22 protein-coding genes are annotated in these 18,322 nt (G+C 66.2%); 9 read left to right on the forward strand and 13 right to left on the reverse strand.

Translation table 11 applies throughout. The annotated features are described in order from the left end of the window. Nucleotides 1–8: 8 nt before the first annotated feature. Nucleotides 9–758, reverse strand: coding sequence for an ABC transporter ATP-binding protein (locus F817_RS0104420; protein ID WP_024326522.1), 750 nt, complete (start codon nucleotides 756–758; stop codon nucleotides 9–11). After that, nucleotides 755–931, reverse strand: coding sequence for a hypothetical protein (locus F817_RS14595; protein WP_019568628.1), 177 nt, complete (start codon nucleotides 929–931; stop codon nucleotides 755–757). The genes F817_RS0104420 and F817_RS14595 overlap by 4 nt, the downstream gene beginning before the upstream one ends. A 146-nt stretch (nucleotides 932–1,077) precedes the next feature. Here F817_RS14595 and F817_RS0104430 point away from each other — a divergent pair, with 146 nt between their 5' ends. Further along, on the forward strand, nucleotides 1,078–2,409 hold the full coding sequence (locus F817_RS0104430; RefSeq protein ID WP_024326523.1) for an ethylbenzene dehydrogenase-related protein: 1,332 nt from the start codon (nucleotides 1,078–1,080) through the stop codon (nucleotides 2,407–2,409). Between the two features lie 235 nt (nucleotides 2,410–2,644). After that, nucleotides 2,645–3,577 carry a carbohydrate kinase family protein gene (locus F817_RS0104435; protein ID WP_024326524.1) on the forward strand — a complete coding sequence of 311 codons (933 nt, stop codon included), beginning with the start codon at nucleotides 2,645–2,647 and terminating at the stop codon, nucleotides 3,575–3,577. Nucleotides 3,578–3,799: 222 nt separating this feature from the next. On the opposite strand, the gene F817_RS0104440 is transcribed toward F817_RS0104435, so the two are convergent. From F817_RS0104440 to F817_RS0104450, 3 genes are all read right to left on the reverse strand, one after another. Further along, entirely contained in the window at nucleotides 3,800–4,054 is a 255-nt protein-coding gene (locus tag F817_RS0104440) for a type II toxin-antitoxin system mRNA interferase toxin, RelE/StbE family (protein WP_024326525.1), read from the reverse strand. Continuing rightward, nucleotides 4,051–4,311 (reverse strand): type II toxin-antitoxin system Phd/YefM family antitoxin, encoded by a 261-nt coding sequence (locus F817_RS0104445; RefSeq protein WP_019594942.1) that lies wholly within the window; start codon nucleotides 4,309–4,311, stop codon nucleotides 4,051–4,053. The genes F817_RS0104440 and F817_RS0104445 overlap by 4 nt, the downstream gene beginning before the upstream one ends. 200 nt (nucleotides 4,312–4,511) lie before the next feature. After that, entirely contained in the window at nucleotides 4,512–4,988 is a 477-nt protein-coding gene (locus F817_RS0104450; RefSeq protein WP_024326526.1) for a YbhB/YbcL family Raf kinase inhibitor-like protein, read from the reverse strand. A gap of 116 nt (nucleotides 4,989–5,104) precedes the next feature. Here F817_RS0104450 and F817_RS0104455 point away from each other — a divergent pair, with 116 nt between their 5' ends. Both F817_RS0104455 and F817_RS0104460 read left to right on the forward strand, forming a co-directional pair. Further along, nucleotides 5,105–5,536, forward strand: a complete 432-nt coding sequence (locus F817_RS0104455; RefSeq protein WP_024326527.1) for a hypothetical protein — start codon at nucleotides 5,105–5,107, stop codon at nucleotides 5,534–5,536. Between the two features lie 114 nt (nucleotides 5,537–5,650). After that, nucleotides 5,651–6,613, forward strand: a complete 963-nt coding sequence (locus F817_RS0104460; RefSeq protein WP_024326528.1) for a patatin-like phospholipase family protein — start codon at nucleotides 5,651–5,653, stop codon at nucleotides 6,611–6,613. Between the two features lie 298 nt (nucleotides 6,614–6,911). Here F817_RS0104460 and F817_RS0104465 read toward each other — a convergent pair whose 3' ends face one another. Together F817_RS0104465 and F817_RS0104470 are read right to left on the reverse strand one after the other, a co-directional pair. After that, nucleotides 6,912–7,166 (reverse strand): Smr/MutS family protein, encoded by a 255-nt coding sequence (locus F817_RS0104465; protein ID WP_024326529.1) that lies wholly within the window; start codon nucleotides 7,164–7,166, stop codon nucleotides 6,912–6,914. Nucleotides 7,167–7,182: 16 nt separating this feature from the next. Then, nucleotides 7,183–7,668, reverse strand: coding sequence for a universal stress protein (locus tag F817_RS0104470; RefSeq protein WP_024326530.1), 486 nt, complete (start codon nucleotides 7,666–7,668; stop codon nucleotides 7,183–7,185). Nucleotides 7,669–7,809: 141 nt separating this feature from the next. Between F817_RS0104470 and corA the strand changes: the two genes are divergently transcribed. The 4 genes from corA (at nucleotide 7,810) to F817_RS0104495 (ending at nucleotide 11,441) form a co-directional block, all read left to right on the forward strand. Further along, nucleotides 7,810–8,892, forward strand: coding sequence for a magnesium/cobalt transporter CorA (gene corA / locus F817_RS0104475; RefSeq protein ID WP_024326531.1), 1,083 nt, complete (start codon nucleotides 7,810–7,812; stop codon nucleotides 8,890–8,892). Between the two features lie 164 nt (nucleotides 8,893–9,056). After that, nucleotides 9,057–9,425 carry a nucleotide pyrophosphohydrolase gene (locus F817_RS0104480; RefSeq protein ID WP_024326532.1) on the forward strand — a complete coding sequence of 123 codons (369 nt, stop codon included), beginning with the start codon at nucleotides 9,057–9,059 and terminating at the stop codon, nucleotides 9,423–9,425. 323 nt (nucleotides 9,426–9,748) lie between these two features. After that, nucleotides 9,749–10,081 (forward strand): DUF3634 family protein, encoded by a 333-nt coding sequence (locus F817_RS0104485; protein WP_024326533.1) that lies wholly within the window; start codon nucleotides 9,749–9,751, stop codon nucleotides 10,079–10,081. A gap of 157 nt (nucleotides 10,082–10,238) precedes the next feature. After that, nucleotides 10,239–11,441, forward strand: a complete 1,203-nt coding sequence (locus tag F817_RS0104495; RefSeq protein WP_029681035.1) for an NnrS family protein — start codon at nucleotides 10,239–10,241, stop codon at nucleotides 11,439–11,441. 382 nt (nucleotides 11,442–11,823) lie between these two features. Here F817_RS0104495 and F817_RS0104500 read toward each other — a convergent pair whose 3' ends face one another. The 4 genes from F817_RS0104500 to F817_RS0104515 all read right to left on the reverse strand — a co-directional run bounded on the left by F817_RS0104500 (nucleotide 11,824) and on the right by F817_RS0104515 (nucleotide 16,610). Next, complete coding sequence (locus F817_RS0104500) at nucleotides 11,824–12,156, reverse strand: hypothetical protein (protein WP_024326535.1); 333 nt, start codon at nucleotides 12,154–12,156, stop codon at nucleotides 11,824–11,826. 465 nt (nucleotides 12,157–12,621) lie between these two features. After that, entirely contained in the window at nucleotides 12,622–13,077 is a 456-nt protein-coding gene (locus tag F817_RS0104505; RefSeq protein WP_024326536.1) for a hypothetical protein, read from the reverse strand. A 558-nt stretch (nucleotides 13,078–13,635) separates the two neighbouring features. Then, on the reverse strand, nucleotides 13,636–15,828 hold the full coding sequence (katG, locus tag F817_RS0104510) for a catalase/peroxidase HPI (RefSeq protein ID WP_024326537.1): 2,193 nt from the start codon (nucleotides 15,826–15,828) through the stop codon (nucleotides 13,636–13,638). Nucleotides 15,829–16,061: 233 nt separating this feature from the next. After that, on the reverse strand, nucleotides 16,062–16,610 hold the full coding sequence (locus F817_RS0104515) for a glutathione peroxidase (RefSeq protein WP_024326538.1): 549 nt from the start codon (nucleotides 16,608–16,610) through the stop codon (nucleotides 16,062–16,064). A 199-nt stretch (nucleotides 16,611–16,809) separates the two neighbouring features. Between F817_RS0104515 and F817_RS0104520 the strand changes: the two genes are divergently transcribed. After that, entirely contained in the window at nucleotides 16,810–17,013 is a 204-nt protein-coding gene (locus F817_RS0104520; protein WP_018938832.1) for a hypothetical protein, read from the forward strand. Between the two features lie 195 nt (nucleotides 17,014–17,208). Here the strand turns inward: F817_RS0104520 and F817_RS0104525 are convergent, their stop codons facing one another. Together F817_RS0104525 and F817_RS0104530 are read right to left on the reverse strand one after the other, a co-directional pair. Then, entirely contained in the window at nucleotides 17,209–17,577 is a 369-nt protein-coding gene (locus F817_RS0104525) for a rhodanese-like domain-containing protein (RefSeq protein ID WP_024326539.1), read from the reverse strand. 306 nt (nucleotides 17,578–17,883) lie between these two features. After that, a complete protein-coding gene (locus F817_RS0104530; RefSeq protein WP_024326540.1) occupies nucleotides 17,884–18,252 on the reverse strand; it encodes a nucleotide pyrophosphohydrolase in 369 nt (122 codons plus the stop codon). Nucleotides 18,253–18,322: the final 70 nt, after the last annotated feature.

Consider the following 18,322-nt stretch of genomic DNA (forward strand, 5'->3'; position numbering starts at 1 on the left):
CGGCGCCGCTACCAGTGCAACGAGGAAGGAGACTGCCGGCTGGCATTCTCGTGGATCTCGCTCACACGGCCGTCGCTCAGGTGGATCACGCGATCGGCCATCTCGCCGATCACCGCGTTGTGGGTGATGATCGCCACCGTCGTATCCAGGCGCTCGTTGATGTGCTGCAGCACCTCCAGCACGCGGATGCCGGTCTTCGAGTCCAGCGCGCCAGTGGGCTCATCGCACAGCAGCACCGCCGGCTGCTTGGCGATCGCGCGGGCGATGGCCACCCGCTGCTGCTCGCCGCCGGAGAGCTGCGAGGGAAAGTGGTCCATGCGGTCCTCCAGCCCGACCAGCGCCAGCGCCTCCTCCGGTGGCATCGGGTCGCGCGAGATCTCGGTGACAATCGCCACGTTCTCGCGCGCGGTCAGGCTGGCGATCAGGTTGTAGAACTGGAACACGAAGCCGACATGGTCCCGGCGAAAGTTCGTCAGTGTGCGCTCGGAGGCCTGCGCCAGATCCTGATCGCGGTAGCGCACCTCGCCCTCGGACGCGGTATCCAGCCCGCCCATGATGTTCAGCAGCGTCGACTTGCCGGAGCCCGAGGCCCCCAGCATCACCACCAGCTCGCCGGTATAGAGCTCCAGGTCCACCCCGCGCAGGGCGTGGATCGTCACCTCGCCCATGCGGTAGACCTTGGTCACCCCGGCGGCGCGGAAGATCACTTCACGCCCGGCGTGCGGCGCATCCGGGGCGGGCGCCGTGGCTGTATTCATGCCGCCCGGGGCGCAACCGATCCTGATCCAGCGGCCATGCGCTCGGCCGCCGGTGCCGCACCCGTATCGGGCGCGCCGGGCAGGATGCCCCCGTCGCCGTCCAGGCTCATGGACCACAGGCTCAGCAACAACAGCAGGATGATCAGGATCGGGATCAGTACGCGCGGATTCATCAGTCACGCCCTCGCTCACGGGAATCACCCCATGCTGCCACAGGCCAGCCCCGGGGACTCTGGCCGAAGGGGGAAAAGGCCCCGGCGGAACTGCCAGAACTACTGGGTGTCACATCGAATTCCACCTCAGAACGAAAGGATTTACCATGAAACGTTCACTGCTCGTGATCGCGATCGCCGGAACAGTCCCGGGGCTCGGCGTGGCAGAACCCCGCATGGTCGATACCGATCGCAACGTGTACATCCCCTCCGAGGAAGACGGGAGCGCCGTACTGAGCGTCGGCGCGGTGTACAACGACGAAGAGTTCCGTATCCATTACAAGTACGAGACCGACGATCCCAGCTGGTATCACCAGGTCTGGCGCTACGAGGATGGCGACTGGGTCCGCTACGGTTCCGGCGGCCCCGGCCCTGACGAACATGGCCTGTACGAAGACCGCATCTCCATGATGCTGGATGACGGCGCGGTCGACGGCTTCGATCGCCTGGGCGGCTGGATGACTGCCCACGAGGGCATGCGCAGCCTGACCTCCGAGGTGGACTCCGAGGCCGTGACCGAGCATCCCAAGCTGGGTGAGGAACTGGGCCGCAGCGACGTGCGCAAGTACCTGCCCCAGACCCGCACGACCGAAGACCCCACGGAAAAGTCCTGGGACCAGATCAAGGACGACGGGGCCCTGGAGGAGCTGCAGAAAGCCGGGAGCTTTATCGATCTGTGGCAGTGGCGCTCGCATCGCAGCCACCCCATGGGCTACGCCGACAACAACTACGTGCTGCACTACCGGCTGTCCTCCGAGGGGGACAGCATGTTCACCGACAACTGGGACGACGAGCAGGACCAGCCCGCCTGGATGTTCGACCCCGAGCAGACCGGCTCACGCTCCCTCGACTGGGAGGCCCTGCTGGATCGCCAGTACGATCAGGATGACCACTACTACATCTCCGAAGACAATGCGGTCCCGTTCGACCCCGACCACGACTGGGAAGAGGGTGACGTCATCCCGCAACGCTTCCTGCAGGAGCCGAGCGGCAGCCGCGGGGCCATCAGCGCCTCGGGCGCTTACGAGGACGGTGCCTGGCGCATCGCCCTGACGCGTTCGCTGGAAGCCCCGAACGAACGCGACAGCAAGACGCTGGAACACGGCGGCACCTACAACGTGGCCTTCGCCGTCCACAGTGCTGCGGGCGCCCGCTGGCATCTGGTCTCGCTGCCGCAGACCCTGGGTCTGGAGAACGAGGACGCGGACATCGTGGCCCGCCGGGTGGACGGCAACCTCGACGACGCGGAACCGGAGTGGACCGAGATCGAGGTATTCTATCCCGGCCAGATCACCAATCAGTTCCTCCACAGCGAGAAGCACCCCGGACAAGCGCTGGTGCTGGAAGGCGAGCTCGGCGTCCGCGACGAGCACGACCTCGACACCCTGCCAGACTTCATCGTCGACATGGAACGCCACCTGCTCGAACAGGACGACTGAGCCGGACCGCCCCGGAACCTCCGTCCGGGCACGTCTTCAGGGGGCTGCGGACGCACTCGACGGGCGTCGTGCAGCCCCCCTGATTTGTTGTTTTGCGCCCAAATACTTACCCTATGCACATCGCACGACCCGTGACCGGCGCGCCATTCGGGCTTCCAGCGCGCGCTACGGGACGTCCTGTGCCGCCTTCAAAGGCGCGCACGACAACGATTTCAGCCAACGCTAAGGAGCAACAATGTCCGCACTGATCTGTGGGTCCATGGCCTACGACACCATCATGGTGTTCCCCGACCGCTTCAAGAACCACATCCTCCCGGACAAGGTGCACATGCTGAATGTGTCCTTCCTGGTCCCGGACATGCGCCGCGAGTTCGGTGGCTGCGCCGGCAACATCGCCTACAACATGAAGCTGCTGGGCGCCGATCCGACCGTGATGGCGACCGTGGGCGGCGACTTCGCCCCCTATGCCGACTGGATGGACCGCCACGGCATCTCGCGCAAGTTCGTCAAGGAGCTGAAGGACACCTACACCGGTCAGGCCTTCATCACCACCGACCAGGACGACAACCAGATCACCGCCTTCCACCCGGGCGCGATGGGCTTCTCGCATCAGCAGAAGGTCACCGACGCCGACGGCATCAAGGTCGGCATCGTCTCCCCGGACGGCCGTGACGGCATGATCGAGCACGCCCAGCAGTTCGCCGACGCCGGCATCCCGTTCATGTTCGACCCGGGCCAGGGCCTGCCGATGTTCGACGGCGACGACCTGAAGCGCTTCATGGAGAACGCCACCTACGCCGCGTTCAACGACTACGAGGCGCAGCTGACCGCCGACCGTACCGGCATGAGCATGGAACAGCTGGCCGAGATGGTGGACGCCATGATCGTCACCCGTGGCGGCGACGGCTCCGACATCTACACCGGCGGCAAGAAGATCACCATCCCGTCGGTCGAACCGGCCGCGATCAAGGATCCGACCGGCTGTGGCGACTCCTACCGCGCCGGCATCCTGTTCGGCCTGGAAAAGGGCTTTGATTGGGAGACCACCGGCCGTATCGCCTCGCTGATCGGCTCGATCAAGATCGCGCACTCCGGCACCCAGAACCACCACTTCAGCGCCGAGGAGTTCGCCGACAAGTTCGAAAAGGCCTTCGGCTACCGCTACTAAGCAACGCCGCCGCCCCGGGCACCCGCCCGGGAACGCAAAAGGCCCGGACCGAGTTCGCTCGGCCCGGGCCTTTTTTATGGATGGAGCCAACACCGCCGCCACCCCCTGCCCCTGAGGGCGCATCACTGTGGGAGCCGGCTTGCACGCGAAGCCCCTGCCCGCGTCCGACGCTGGCAGGGGCTTCGCCGGCAAGCCGGCTCCCACAAGCAGGTTCCTACAAGGCTATTCGCCGTAATGCGTACGCGCCCGGATCACGATCACCAGCAACTGCTCGTCCCGAATCGTGTACAGCAGACGGTCCTTGTAGCTGATCCTCAGGGAGTAGAACCCGCGCAGATCACCCACCAGCGCCTTGCCACAGTACGGGTCGACCGCAACCCGGTTGCGCAGGATCTGCTTCACCTTGTCGCGCAGCTTCGGCGTCAGACGCCGGAGGTCTTTCTCCGCTTGACGGGTGAACCGAATGGTCCAGGTCACTGCTTCTCCCCGAACACCTCCTCGAATCCCAGCGTATCGCCCTCATCCGCCTCGCGGCGGCCCCGCTCGAATTCCTGCCGGAAGCCGGGCTCCGAGAGCAGCTCCAGGGTTTCGATCAGGCTGGCGTACTCGTCTTCCGACATCAGCACCGCATCGCCGTTGCGATGCCGGATATGGTAGATCGCGTGCTGTTCGTTCACGCCCTTGATCAGATCGAACAGACCCTTGCGGGCCTCGGTAGCCGTCAGCGTCGTCATCGCCAGTCACCCGAAACGTACATAAAGTGGTACACATCGTGCGCCCGCCGACCCACCCGGTCAAGACCGAACAGTCACAAGCAGGATAGGGGCCCCCGTGGGAGCGTGCTTGCACGCGAAGCCCCTGCCCGCGTCCGACTCCGGCAGGGGCTTCTCCGCCAAGGCGGCTCCTACAAGAAATGCCCCATGCCCCCAAGGCATCAGTCGCGCTGGTAGGTGCCCACCAGGCGGTTCATGCCGATCACGTGGGGCTCGGCATGCTCCAGGAACTGCCACAGGGTTAACCCGGGCGGGAGCTGCAGGTCGGCGTCCAGCGCCAGCAGCCAGAAGAAGTAGTGGTGCTTGCCGTGGCCCTCGGGCGGCATTGGTCCGCCGTAGCCGGTGCGACCGAAATCCGTCTGGCCCGTCGTGCCCAGATCGGTTGCCTCGGACAGGCCGTCCAGATCCGGCGGCAGGTTGTACAGCACCCAGTGCACGAAGCCGTAGGTGCCTGGCTGGATCAACGGCGCATCCGGGTCATGGCAGATCACCGCCAGGGACCGGGCGCCCTGTGGCACGTCCCGCCACCGCAAGGCAGGCGAGGTATCCTCGCCCTCGCCGCTGTGCCGCTTGGGGATCGGCTGGCCGGGCCCAAAGGCGGAACTCGACAACTGCATCGCGGACAGTGCAAACCCCATGACTGACTCCTTTTCTTTTACCCACCCGCACCGTAACGCCGGCAGCCATCACCCTCCAAGCCACTACATGACCACCGACGCTTGCACACTGCGGACGGCACACGGATGATCCGCGCATGCGCAAGCTACTGAAGAAATGGCTGGGCCCGCGCGATCCGCTGGAGGCCGCCGCTCAGGCCGTTGACCACGGCCGCACTGGCATCGAGACCGTCCTGGGGCTGCCACACCGACTGTCGGTGCCGCTGCTACGCCGCCACTTCGACGACGACGCCGAGCCTTCCGACACCGCCTTCCGCGAGACCGGTCGCGACGGTTACTGGAAGCTGCCGCCACCCGCCCCCGAGTTCGAAGTGCACTTGTACGGCGACTCGGAGGGCCGGCTGACGCTGGGCACCATCCGCGGGCACGGCCCGTATGCCGGGCTGGTGGTATTCAGCGAGTGGTCACCGGACCACCCCGCCGCCGTGTGGCAGCTACGGGTGGAAGAACCCGCCGGCGAGGCCGCCCAGGCCCTGCACGACCACCTGCTGGACCCCGATCGCGCATGAAGAAGCACGCTGGAAAACGCGCGCCGCGCCCCCAGTATTGAATCAGGCAGCACGACCGGCCGACCGACCGACCGACCGACGGCCAAAAAACCCCACACAGGCACCCCGGCAACCATGACGCGCAAGCCCCAGTCCATTTCCCTAGTCCTCGGCAGCGGCGGCGCCCGCGGTCTGGCACAGATCGGCGTGATCCGCTGGCTGGAGGAACACTCGGACTACCACATCCGCTCCATTGCCGGTGCCTCCATGGGGGCGGTCGTCGGCGGCATCTACGCCGCCGGCCAGCTGGATGCCTACGAGGACTGGGTGAAGACCCTGCGGCGCCAGGACGTCTGGCGGCTGCTGGACTTCTCCTTCCGCGGCGCCGGGCTGATCCGCGGCGATCGCCTGATCGAGAAGCTGCGCGACATGCTCGGCGACACCGACATCGAGCAGCTGCCGATCTCGTTCACCGCCGTGGCCACGGACATCGAGCGCGAACGCGAGGTATGGCTGAACTCCGGCTCGCTGTTCGACGCCATCCGCGCCTCCATCGCCATCCCGACCGTCTTCACCCCGGTCCGCCTCAAGGGTCGGCTACTGGTGGACGGCGGCCTGCTGAACCCGGTCCCGATCGCCCCCACCCTCAACGACGACACCGACATCACCCTTGCGGTCAGCCTGAACGGCCGCGTCGGCGAAGAACTGATCCGCCCCGAACGCACCAGCGAGCCCGGCCACGCCGCGGGGAAACCCGACCCTGGCGGCCTCCTGAACCACCGCCTTGCGGAGGCCCTGCCCGACCGCGTCGGCAGCTGGCTGCAAGACTGGCAGGACAAGCTGGGCCTGGGCGAGACCGACCCCGGCCTGAGCCGCGAACAGGAGGCCCGCGCGCTGGGCCTGATCGACATCGTCTCCCACTCCATCGAGGCCATGCAGGGCTCGATCGCGCGCTTTCGCATCGCCGCCTACAACCCGGAGCACCTGATCGAGGTCCCGGTCAACGCCTGCGGCATATTCGACTTCCACCGCGCCGCCGACATGATCGACCTCGGCTACGAACTCGCCAACCGCAAACTAGGCCACCAGAAGCCTTAGTTGCCCCCCGGTGGGAATATCACTGTAGGAGCGTGCCTGCACGCGAAGCCCCGCCCGCGTCCGGCTCTGGCAGGGGCATTCGCGTGCAGGCACGCTCCTACAGAACCCCAGCCCACATCCTCCCGGCCATCCACCTCCACCAGGTCATCCCGGCCGCAGCGCAGCGAAGAGCCGGGATCTCCAACGTCATCCCCCTGCCCCAACGCCCGAGATCCCGGATCACCGCTGTGCGGTTTCCGAAATGACAGCACCTGCCGGGCCGTCAGAGGCCGGCCTCCTGCAAAAAGGAACCCACGGCTCAATGCTTGAAGTGCACGAACAGCCGCCCGTGGTTTTTCGAGTCCTTCTCCACCCGGTGGTAGCGCGCCTTCACCTCGGGCTGTTCCAGAAAGCGCAGCACGCGCTTTTTCAGCTGCCCACTGCCCTTGCCGTGGATGATCTCCACCGTCTTGATGCGCTTGTCGCAGGCCTGCTCGATCGCGCCGTTCAGCTCGGCGTCGATCTGGCGGCCATTGCGAAAGCACTCGTGCAAATCGATCGACAGCCGCGACATCGCGAGAAGGCCGGGCTCAGTTGACCGTCACCACGATGCAGCGCGCCAGCTGCTGCACCTTGTGCGACACACTGCCGGAGAGCAGCCCCTGCAGGCCACCGAGGCCGCGTGAACCCATCACCACCATGTCGACGTCGTGATACTCCGCCTGCTGCAGTATCACCTTGGCCGGCGAGCCATCCTCGATATGATGCTCGATATCGGCCACGCCCATTTCGGTGAAGTAGGCGTGCGCCTGATCCACCAGCTTCTTCGCGATATCCCGCAGCACTTTTGGCGGCACCGCGGAGCCCACGGCCGCACCGCCCATCGCCAGCGGCGGATCGTCCGCGTCCGGCAGGTCGGAGAGCTTGCGGATATGCGGCGGCACCTCGCCCTGCAGCAACACGCTGACCAGCACCACCCGGGCGCGATACTTGGACGCCAGGTCCGCGGCCACCTCCACCGCCCGCCAGGCGTTGGCGGAACCATCCACCGGCACCAACATGGTCTTCAGTTCCATACCGCGCTCCTTGTTCCTAACCCGTGGGGGGGACGGCCCGGGCCCGAGCCGTTCAGTGGCCGCCCAGACTGCCAGACTCGCCCCCCGCGCGCAGCATTTTTCAGCCTCCTATACTGACCAAAAATCCGCACGGAAACCGCGATGACCCGCCTGTTCGAAAAGACCTACCTGAAGCCCGGCGCCGCCCCCGGTCACGGGGCCCACGCCACCGAGCATCCGCACGCCGACGACGCCACCGTCTCCGCCTGGCACTACCACCACGAACAACTCGTCGAACTCGACCCGCAACGCACCCTGCGCGAAGGCGTGCAAGCCCTCGACGGCGGCCTGGTCTGGCTGCACCTGCAGGGCGCACCCAGCCCGCGTCAGCTGCACGACCTCGGCGAGGCCTTCGGCCTGCACACGCTGGCGCTGGAAGACGTGCGCCACCAGGGACAGCGTCCCAAGGTGGACTTCTTCGACGAACAGCTGGTCGCGATTCTGCGCCAGCCGCGCCATCACAACGGCAGTATCGAACTCGACCAGGTCAACGTCTTCGTGGTGAGCACCCGCCTGGTCATCAGCATCCACAGCGGCGCACACGACCCCTTCGGTCCGGTCCGCGACCGCATGCGCAGCGCCAACCGCAACTTCAACCGCCTGGGCGCCGCCTACCTCGCCTACGCCCTGATGGATACCGTGATCGACCAGGCCTTCCCGGTGATGGAACGCATCAGCGAAAAGCTGGAAACCCTGGAGGAGACCGTCCTCGACCAACCCGACCGCCACACCCTGAACGAGATCCACATCCTGCGCCGCGAACTCCTCGTCCTGCGCCGCCAGCTCTGGCCCACGCGCGACGTGGTCGCCCGCCTGATGCGCGACGACATGGAGCCCTTCACCCCGGAGCTGTTCCCGTACCTGCGCGACGCCCACGACCACACCATCCAGATCATGGATCTGCTGGAGTCCTACCGCGAGATGGCGGCCACCCTGATCGAGGCCTACATGTCGACCATCAACCAGCGCTCCAACGACGTCATGCGCGTGCTCACCATCATCGCCACCATCTTCATCCCGCTCACCTTCCTGGTCGGCATCTACGGCATGAACTTCGACCACCCCGACAGCCCCTGGTCCATGCCCGAGCTCTACACCTACTACGGCTACCCTATCCTGCTCGGCATCATGCTGGCCGTCGTCCTCGGCATGCTCTACCTCTTCCGCCGCCGCGGCTGGCTGTAGCCCCGCAGGAGCGGGATTGCCCGCGCCGCCGCCGACAGCAACACCCCCCGCGAGACCCGCAGCCCACAGCGTCCCACGGGGAACCGCACAACCTCGATTACAGTCCGCACGCCGACTCCGTTACGATGCCGGGAATGCAGAAGTACGGACCGAACGGAGCACCGATGGACGCGAAAACCAACGGCACGCAGGCCCTGGAAGAACTGACCGCCCGCGTCGAGGCCTTCGTCGAGGCACGCGACTGGGCGCAGTTCCACTCGCCCAAGAACCTGTCGATGGCACTGGCCGGCGAGGTCGGCGAACTCATCGAACACTTCCAGTGGCTGACCCAGGACCAGTCGCGCACCCTCCCGGAAGGCACCCACGAGGCCGTGCGCCAGGAGATCGCCGACGTACAAATCTACCTCCTGCTCCTCGCTCGCAAGCTCGACATCGACCTCCTCGAAGCCGCCAGCGACAAACTCGAGATGAACGCCCGCAAATACCCCGTCGAAAAGTCTCGCGGCAACGCCCGCAAATACTCCGACCTGTAACCCCCATCAAACGACGAAGGATCCTGTGGGACAGCCTTGTGGTAGCACCTGGTGGAACCGCACCTGCCCGCGCCTGCAAAGCCCCCCGGCCATCCCGGCCCCAGGAAAACACAGACCCGGGATCTTCCAGGGCGACAAGCGCTCGGGTCCCATCCCGTCTCCCGCCGCGTGGATCCCGGATCACCGCTGCGCGATTTTCGGGATGACCAACCAGGACGAGCGAGAACAGGCGAGTTTGCGCTGCAGGCCACGGCGACCGTCGGGGGCGAAAGACCGCGGATGGGGTGCGCTACACTGAGGCGCCCCTTGTCCCGCAATCCATCATGCTGCTCACGTTCCTGATCATGTTCGCCCTGCTGGGGCTTGGCGTCGCGCTGATGCTCTGGCATGCCCGGCTGGTGTTTTCGGTGGAGCTGCGCGATGGCGCTGCCCGCGTGCGGCGCGGCAAGCCGCCGTCCGGTTTCGTGAGGGGCTGCGAGGACGTCGCACGACAATACAGGCTGAAGCGGGGCCGGATCCGTGCCGTGCGTACCGACCGGGGTGTCGAGTTGCGCTTCTCCCGCCACCTCCCACCCAAGACGCATCAGGCCTTTCGCAACGTCTGGACACCCCCGCCGGGCGGAGGGGGAGGCGGCGGCATGCGCGCGACGGGATAGCGGGCCGGTCCGGCCGATTGCCGAGGCGTCGCAATGACGAAGAACCCAGGCTCGCCAAAAGCTTTTCACTACATGCATTATATGAGCGGGTGCGAACCCGTCTTCTGGGTGGCTCGCAACGAGATGGCGGGTACCAGCGTGGCGAACCAAGGGGGCGATGTTGAAGCTGAATATCGAAGAGCCGGGACAGGTTCGATTTGCCCTGAGCCATCTGGGCTTTCGCCCGTTCTTCCTGCTGGCAGGGCTGTACGCCGTGCTGGTCGTCGGTCTGTGGACCTGGCTCTACCAATTCGACATGGCGGCGCTGCCCACGGCCGCCTTTGGCGGGCCCTTCGCCTGGCACGGCCATACCCTGATCTTCGGCTACGCCATGGCGGTCGTCGCCGGGTTCCTGCTCACGGCCGTGCGCAACTGGACCGGGGTACAGACGACCCACGGATCCGCACTGCTGGTGCTGGCCGGGCTCTGGCTCGGCGGCCGGGTGGCGGCGTTGTTCGGGGACCCCGGGCTGGTGGCGATGGCGCTGTTCGATCTGGGCTTTACCCTGTGGCTGCTGGCCGCCCTGGCCCGCCCGGTATGGCAGACGCGCCAATGGGCCCAGCTCGCCGTGATCGGCAAAATCGCGCTGCTGGGGGCGAGCAACGGCCTGTTCTACCTGGGCGCCTTCGATCTTCTCGATGGCGGCCAGCGCCTGGGGCTCTACTCCGGGGTCTACCTGGTGCTGTCGCTGATCCTGATGATGGGGCGCCGGGTCATCCCGTTCTTTATCGAGCGCGGGCTGGAGGGTGCCTTTACGCCGGTGAACCGGGACTGGCTGGACCGCCTCGCCCTGTTGCTGTTGCTCGCCTTCTGGCTGGTCGAGGTGTTCCTGCCATGGGCAACGGTCGCGGGGGGGCTGGCCGCCGGTCTGGCCGTGGCGCATGGCATGCGCTGGGCGGGCTGGCATACGCCGGCGCTGTGGCGCAAGCCACTGCTGTGGGTGCTGATGATGGCCTACGGCTGGATCGTGATCGGCTTTGCCCTGCGGGCCGTGGCCGAATTCACCCCCCTCAGCCCGATGGCCGCGCTGCACGCATTCACCTACGGGGGAATCGGCATGATGACCCTGGGGATGATGACGCGCGTCGCCCTGGGCCATACCGGACGCAACGTCTTTGACCCGCCGCGGGTCCTCGGGCTGCTATTCGGCCTGCTGGCCGCCGGGGCGCTCGCACGGGTGGCCGCCCCTCTGCTCTGGCCGGCCTTGATCGCCAGCTGGATGAGCGCCTCGCAACTCTTGTGGATCGCGGCCTTCGCCGGGTTTCTCTGGATTTATGCCCCGATGCTGGTCAAACCGCGCGTCGACGGGCATTACGGCTAGCCGGGTGCGCTCAACACGGTGGCAGCCGTCCGGACGGACACAAGCATCAGTACAAGGAACTAGGGGGCGATGCCGGGAGCCGTCGGGTTCGGCCGTTGGACGCCGGCCAGCCCGACCCACTTACGACGGGGACGATCCTGGCGCATCGCCGGCTGGGCTCCCGAAGTCGACCAGGTACGCTGATCCATTCGCACGTTCGCGCTTGAGTCGATTTTGTGCGACGACAAGGCGCGTTGAGTGAAGTGGAGAGGGGCGACAGAGCCGAATAGCGCGCCTTGCTTTCGCTGCGGAAAAACCGGAGCGCCAGCGCGGGCGTGCGAATGGATCAGCGTCTTCCAAGAAGAAGCCGGGCGGGGTGCCCGGCTTGGTGGAGAGATGGGGATTACCAGTCGGGGGCCCCATCGTCATCGTCGTCGTCATCTTCGTCATGGTCATCCATGGAGCCTGCACCGGCACCGGCACCACCTTCGGCGCCTCCGCCGCCCATGGTGCCACCACCACCGGCCTCGGCCCCGCCTTCCGGAGCACCGGCGCCTGCTCCGGCACCACCTTCCGGTGCGCCCGCACCGCCCTCAGCGCCAGTACCCGCTTCCGGGGCGCCGGCACCGGCGCCCGCGTCACCACCGGCCTGGGCATGTGCAGCCCCCATGCCTCCCATGGCAAACATGGAACCGAGGACCAATGCGATCGCGGTCTTCTGGAAAGTCGACATCATGCTTCTCTCCTTCAAGATGGAATCAAGTCGTGCAGTCAGCCGATCCGCTCGAAAGTGCGTTCGGACCACTGCAACCAGGGAGGAGCAAACACAATGCCAGGGTGACAAAAATCGATGTTAATACCGATATTTCATGCACTTGTGAAACCCCGTCGGATTGCGGACGAGCAAAGCCAGGCACAGTGGTCTGTTTCATCCCGACACATGGGTTAGGACAACCCGGTCATGACGCCACAGCTTCAGCATCCCGACATTCCGGGGAGCAGCGACACCGCCACGGACCAGCCGCAACCCAATGGGCACAGCAGTCCTTACGCGACGCGGGAAGTCGTGGCGGCGAGACGGCCGGGAGGGTTCAGCGAGAATGATCGGCCAGCCCCGGACCGGCCGAATCCCGCACGAGATGCCACGATGCCTCGCCGAGATTCGGCGGGTCCGCAGGACCGGGAAACCTGAACGGCGGGTTCAGATCTCGGTGTCGACGTGAGAACCGCGGTTTGCTGGATCGGTCGCGTCCACCGTGCCGTTGGGCTGCACGGTCTCGCCCAGGCTCGCCGTGGACGCTGCGCCGGCGGTCTGCGGAGTCGTCGCATGGTTCATCGTTCCGGTCATGGTCGTTTGCGCCATGAGGGCGCTCACGGCGCCGGGTTGTGCCGACGGCCCCATCTGTGCCGCCTGCAATGCGCTTGGTGCATTCATCGACTGCGCCGCCACGGTGCTGAACGGCGCCTGCTGGACAGCCGGCTCGGTCTGTTCGGCGCGACTGGTCGCGTGGGCCTGCTCCCCCGGCGCGCGCGCTTCGGCTTGTTGAGCCTGGGCGCGTTGTTCACGGGCGGCGTCGGCCCGAGGGTCATTCTGCTGGGGATTGTAAGCGGGGGTGGTACGGGTATAAGCCGGGTTGGCTCCAATTCCGTCGAACATGATTCGGCTCCTGACAATATTTGCGGCATGCAACGCGCCACCGGAATCGGTGATGCGTTCCTGCGATCGTTCGCTAGCAGCCACCATGCCAGGAACAGCCGGCGCATTCGCCGGTTTGGGCCGGGCGGCTCCATGCCGCGCCATACGCTGTTCGACCGCGCATGCGGGAGGCAACCGGAAGCGCCAACGGGCGGCAGATCCATTCTGGTTTGCCGGAGCGTTCTTGCCGCCGATGCCGGGAGAACCCGGAGGAAGAGACAGGGCGGGGGGGAGACAGGGTCGGACCACGGTAATGGACGGGATTTCGGCGGCTTTCCGGACTCTTATATCTGTTTGAAGGCCGTGGACGGACCGACCTGGGCCGCGCAACAGGAGCTGGCTCAAGGACGGACGGCACCTGCCACCCAGACGCGGGCGGGTGGCGTCACGGGAGCCGAAGGCCGGGCCCGCCCCGGGATTCGCGCACCGGTAGCCGTAGCCCCCGGCACAAAAAACGCCCGGGATGGGCCCGGGCGTCCTGGTCTGCATGCCGGGCAAACCGCCCGGTTCAGGCCGTGCTTACTGCTGGTACTGCTCCAGATCGAAGCGGTCGGCGTTCATCACCTTGGTCCAGGCCCTGACGAAGTCCTTCACGAACTTCTCCTCGTTGTCGTCCTGGGCGTACACCTCGGCGTAGCTGCGCAGGATGGAGTTGGAGCCGAACACCAGGTCGATGCGGCTAGCGGTCCACTTCACCTGGTCGCTCTTGCGGTCGCGGACCTCATAGATGCCGTTGTCCGCAGACTTCCAGGCGTTGGCCATGTCGGTCAGGTTAACGAAGAAGTCGTTGGTCAACTGGCCTTCACGGCCGGTGAACACGCCATGCTTGCTGCCGCCATGGTTGGTTCCGAGCACGCGCATCCCGCCGATCAGCACCGTCATCTCCGGCGCGGTCAGGCCCATCAGCTGGGCGCGGTCGAGCAGCATCTCCTCCGGCTTGACCACGTAGTCCTTCTTCAGCCAGTTGCGGAAGCCATCCGCCAGCGGCTCCAGCGGCGCGAAGGAGTCGGCATCGACCATCTCGGCGCGGGCATCGCCACGCCCCGGATTGAACGGCACCAGGACATCGTATCCGGCCGCCCGGGCGGCCTGCTCGATGCCCACGCTGCCACCCAGCACGATCAGGTCGGCCACGCTGGCGCCGGTCTCGGCGGAGAGCTGCTCGTAGACCTTGAGCACCCGGTCCAGGCGCTGCGGCTCGTTGCCCTCCCAGTCCTTCTGCGGGGCCAGGCGGATATGGGCACCGTTGGCACCACCGCGCATGTCGGAGCCGCGGAAGGTTCGGGCGCTGTCCCAGGCCGTGCTGACCATCTCGGCGGTGGTTAGGCCGCTCTCGGCGATCTTCTGCTTGGCCGCCTCGACGCAGTAGTCGGTGCTGCCGGCCGGCACCGGGTCCTGCCAGATCAGATCTTCCTGTGGCGCTTCCGGACCGATGTAGCGGGTCTTCGGGCCCAGATCACGGTGGGTCAGCTTGAACCAGGCGCGGGCGAAGCAGTCCTGGAAATACGCGGGATCCGCCATGAACTTCTCGCAGATGGCCCGGTACTTCGGATCCATTTTCATCGCCATGTCGGCGTCGGTCATGATCGGGTTGTGGCGGATGGAGGGATCGCTGGCATCCACCGGCTTGTCCGCCTCCTTCATGTCGATCGGCTCCCACTGCCAGGCACCGGCGGGGCTGTTCTTCAGCTCCCACTCGTGGCCGAACAGCAGGTCGAAATACCCCATGTCGAACTTCGTCGGATGGGTGGTCCAGGCACCCTCGATGCCGGAGGAGACGGCGTTGGCGGCCTTGCCCTGCATGCTGGGATTCTTCCAGCCGAAGCCCTGTTCCTCGACATCGGCCCCTTCGGGCTCCGGACCCAGCGCACCGGCATCGCCATTGCCGTGGCACTTGCCCACGGTGTGGCCGCCGGCGGTCAGCGCCGCGGTCTCTTCATCGTTCATGGCCATGCGGGCGAAGGTCTCGCGGACCTGCTCGCCGGTCTTGATCGGGTCGGGTTTGCCGTTGACCCCTTCCGGGTTCACATAGATCAGGCCCATCTGGACGGCCGCCAGGGGGTTCTCCATGGTGTCGGGCTTGTCGACGTCGCCGTAGCGCTCGTCGGAGGGTGCCAGCCATTCCTTCTCCGCACCCCAGTAGGTGTCCTTCTCGGGATGCCAGATGTCCTCGCGACCAAAGGAGAAGCCGAAGGTCTTCAGGCCCATGTTCTCGTAGGCCACGGTACCGGCCAGGATGATCAGATCCGCCCAGCTGATCTTGTTGCCGTATTTCTTCTTGATCGGCCACAGCAGACGGCGCGCCTTGTCCAGACTGACGTTGTCGGGCCAGCTGTTGATCGGGGCGAAACGCTGGTTGCCGGTGCCACCGCCACCCCGGCCATCGGCGATCCGGTAGGTGCCGGCCGCGTGCCAGGACAGGCGGATCATCAGCCCGCCGTAATGGCCCCAGTCGGCCGGCCACCACGCCTGGCTCTCCGTCAGCAGCGCGTGCATATCCTTCTTCAGGGCGTCGAAGTCGAGCTTCTTGACCTCTTCCCGATAGTCGAAGTCCTCGCCCATCGGGTTGGTCTTGCGGTCATGCTGATGGAGGATGTCCAGGTTCAGCGCTTCCGGCCACCAGTCCATGACCGAGTGGCCGGCGGCGGTCTCGCCGCCATGCATGACCGGGCATTTGCCCATGTTCTGATGCTCACCCATATCGTTCTCCATGTTCGCTGCGTTCAGCGTGTTCGTGTTTCGGAAAGCGCCATCCAACTGCCATCGATGGCTTTCCTCAGGGACCGCAAGCCGTTCTGCCTCCGGGCCACCGTCGACCGGGGAGGGGCTCACGGCCCACCTGCCCTTGAAGCTAGGCCCCGCGAGCCATTAGTGCCAGTTGATATTCACGATGAGCGAGATAGCCTCCCGCTATCCCGCCACGAGCGGCGCCGCAGCGCGATGGGCTACAAGACGCTCTCGATCGCGCGACGCAGCTCGGCGGCCCCGGGGCCAGCCTGGCTGGGGAAATGCGCCCTCACCCGCCCCTCTCGGTCCACCACGTACTTGTAGAAGTTCCAGCGCGGGGCGGCGGACTGGCGGGCCAGTTCGCGAAAGATCGGGTGGGCGTCCGCGCCGCGCACACTGATCGGCCTGAACATGTCGAAGGTGACGCCGAAGTTCTCGAAGCACACCCGGGCGGTCTCGGCCTCGTCGTCGGCCTCCTGGTTGAAGTCATGGGAAGGGAAGCCCACCACCTTCAGCCCCTGGTCCCGGTAGTCCTGATGCAACTGTTCCAGCCCACCGAACTGGTCGGTGTAACCACAGTGGCTGGCGGTGTTGATGATCAGCAGCGGATGGCCCAGGAAGCGCTCCTGCAGGTTCACGATCTCGGATGAGTGCAGTCGGCCCAGCTCGTGCTGGAACAGGGCTTCCGTGTCCGGTTCGGCAGCGCTCGCCGCCGCAATCGGCAGCATCAGCAACAGGGAAGCAAACAGGCGCGCAAAACGGGACATCGCAGGTCTCCACAGGGGCTCGACCCTCAGACCAGGGGCGCACCTGCGGGTTCTGTGGAGGGCCGGCTCGTGACCGCCAGCACGGGGCCACGATGGCGCCGAACATCCTCCATTTCGGTGCTCCCTTTTGGACATGCCATGGCCTCACCAACATGACGGGCGTACCCTTGATCGCAGACATCAACGAAGTCTCTAGCCGATGATTGCCTACACCCGCCCGCTCCTGCTGCTTGCCATCATCCTGCCGTTGACCACGGGCTGCACGGCCGTGAAGGTCGCCGGTGCCACGGGAAGCGCCGCCGTCAGCGTCACCACCGGCGCCGCCAAGGCGACCGGCAAGACCGCCGGAGCGGTGGGACGTGCCGTCACTCCGGGCAGCAAGCAGGACAAGGACGACGACTGAGATACCGGCCGGCCGGGGACGGACGCAAGCCGCGAACTGCGTTTACTCGGCGCTCCTGAGCGCAACGGCCGCTCCAAGGGCGCGCACGCTGGGCCCTGGGCCGGAAACGGCACCCTTGCACTCCGAGATCATGCGGCCGAGGGGGATGGCCGCCCCGTTTCTGGGCTTGCCGGGCCCGCGTAACGGTCGCAGGTCTTATCCACCGACACCTTCGTTTCCCCGCTCGCATGGCAGTCCTGCCCGCCACCAGGCGAGCATGCCGCCGCGAAGCTGGCGGGCCTCGTAGCCGCGGGCCCGCAGCTTGCGCACGGCGGGGATGCTGCGGTGTGCACTGAGGCAGATGGCCACCACGGGACGATCGGGATCGAGTTCCAGGTCCGCCAGGCGTCGCTTGGAAAACTGCGTGATCGGGAGGTGACGCGCGCCCGGGATACGACTCCGACGATGCTCGACACCGGTGCGCACATCCAGCACTTGCACCTGGGCGTTCTCCATCGCCTGCGCCAGTTCCTCGGGGCTCATTTCCGGCACGCGGCCGAACGGCCGCCACTGGCTCCAATCCATCGTGATCACCTCCTGTCCACGGTGCCCGTGGCTCCCCCAAGGGTACATCCGCCTGCGCTCGCGCGTGCATCGAGGGAGGTTCATCGCCACACCGACACCTCACGGGCAGCTCCGGCCGATTGCCACGGCCTCTGCGAGGCCTCGCAACGACGGGGCGCGCCTCTGTGGGAGCGTGCTTGCACGCGAAGCCCCGGCCCGCGTTGTACTTTGGCAGGGGCTTCGCGTGCGGGCACGCTTCTACGGCGTTTAGCTCCACCGTAGCCATCGCCCAAGTCGGTCTCGCGGACCGCGGCCGGGTAGCGTGGGTTACAGGTCGGAGTATTTGCGGGCGTTGCCGCGGGCCTTTTCGACGGGATGCTTCCGGGCGTTCATCTCCAGTTTGTCACTGGCGGCCTCGACCGGGTCGATGTCGAGCTTGCACGCCAGAAGCAGGAGATAGATCTGCACATCGGCGATCTCTTGCCGCACCGCCTCGCGGGTCTCGGCGGACAGGTGCCGTGACTGTTCCTGGGTGAGCCACTGGAAGGGTTCGATCAGTTCGCCGACCTCTCCGGCCAGTGCCATCGACAGGTTCTTGGGCGAATTGAACTGCACCCGGTCGCGTTCCTCGACGAACGCCTCCAGCCGCGCGACCAGCTCCTCCAGCCCCTGCGCTCTGTGCGAATCCCCTTTCATCGCGTCCCCGTGGCATCGACTCTCAAACTTCCCTGCATCGTACCGAAGGAGCGCATGCTCCAGTAAGCAA

Source organism: Thioalkalivibrio sp. AKL19 (assembly GCF_000420165.1).
In the GTDB taxonomy this organism is placed as follows: domain Bacteria; phylum Pseudomonadota; class Gammaproteobacteria; order Ectothiorhodospirales; family Ectothiorhodospiraceae; genus Thioalkalivibrio.

Bases quoted from the DNA above. Each gene is read 5' to 3' on its own strand.
- F817_RS0104505 (WP_024326536.1), bottom strand. From the start codon at position 13,077: ATGTTCGACGGAATTGGAGCCAACCCGGCTTATACCCGTACCACCCCC.
- F817_RS0104470 (WP_024326530.1), bottom strand. From the start codon at position 7,668: ATGGAACTGAAGACCATGTTGGTGCCGGTGGATGGTTCCGCCAACGCC.
- F817_RS0104455 (WP_024326527.1), top strand. From the start codon at position 5,105: ATGCGCAAGCTACTGAAGAAATGGCTGGGCCCGCGCGATCCGCTGGAG.
- F817_RS0104495 (WP_029681035.1), top strand. From the start codon at position 10,239: ATGTTGAAGCTGAATATCGAAGAGCCGGGACAGGTTCGATTTGCCCTG.
- F817_RS0104430 (WP_024326523.1), top strand. From the start codon at position 1,078: ATGAAACGTTCACTGCTCGTGATCGCGATCGCCGGAACAGTCCCGGGG.
- F817_RS0104515 (WP_024326538.1), bottom strand. From the start codon at position 16,610: ATGTCCCGTTTTGCGCGCCTGTTTGCTTCCCTGTTGCTGATGCTGCCG.
- F817_RS14595 (WP_019568628.1), bottom strand. From the start codon at position 931: ATGAATCCGCGCGTACTGATCCCGATCCTGATCATCCTGCTGTTGTTG.
- F817_RS0104485 (WP_024326533.1), top strand. From the start codon at position 9,749: ATGCTGCTCACGTTCCTGATCATGTTCGCCCTGCTGGGGCTTGGCGTC.
- F817_RS0104525 (WP_024326539.1), bottom strand. From the start codon at position 17,577: ATGGATTGGAGCCAGTGGCGGCCGTTCGGCCGCGTGCCGGAAATGAGC.
- F817_RS0104460 (WP_024326528.1), top strand. From the start codon at position 5,651: ATGACGCGCAAGCCCCAGTCCATTTCCCTAGTCCTCGGCAGCGGCGGC.
- corA (WP_024326531.1), top strand. From the start codon at position 7,810: ATGACCCGCCTGTTCGAAAAGACCTACCTGAAGCCCGGCGCCGCCCCC.
- F817_RS0104435 (WP_024326524.1), top strand. From the start codon at position 2,645: ATGTCCGCACTGATCTGTGGGTCCATGGCCTACGACACCATCATGGTG.
- F817_RS0104480 (WP_024326532.1), top strand. From the start codon at position 9,057: ATGGACGCGAAAACCAACGGCACGCAGGCCCTGGAAGAACTGACCGCC.
- F817_RS0104445 (WP_019594942.1), bottom strand. From the start codon at position 4,311: ATGACGACGCTGACGGCTACCGAGGCCCGCAAGGGTCTGTTCGATCTG.
- katG (WP_024326537.1), bottom strand. From the start codon at position 15,828: ATGGAGAACGATATGGGTGAGCATCAGAACATGGGCAAATGCCCGGTC.
- F817_RS0104500 (WP_024326535.1), bottom strand. From the start codon at position 12,156: ATGATGTCGACTTTCCAGAAGACCGCGATCGCATTGGTCCTCGGTTCC.
- F817_RS0104450 (WP_024326526.1), bottom strand. From the start codon at position 4,988: ATGGGGTTTGCACTGTCCGCGATGCAGTTGTCGAGTTCCGCCTTTGGG.
- F817_RS0104465 (WP_024326529.1), bottom strand. From the start codon at position 7,166: ATGTCGCGGCTGTCGATCGATTTGCACGAGTGCTTTCGCAATGGCCGC.
- F817_RS0104420 (WP_024326522.1), bottom strand. From the start codon at position 758: ATGAATACAGCCACGGCGCCCGCCCCGGATGCGCCGCACGCCGGGCGT.
- F817_RS0104530 (WP_024326540.1), bottom strand. From the start codon at position 18,252: ATGAAAGGGGATTCGCACAGAGCGCAGGGGCTGGAGGAGCTGGTCGCG.
- F817_RS0104520 (WP_018938832.1), top strand. From the start codon at position 16,810: ATGATTGCCTACACCCGCCCGCTCCTGCTGCTTGCCATCATCCTGCCG.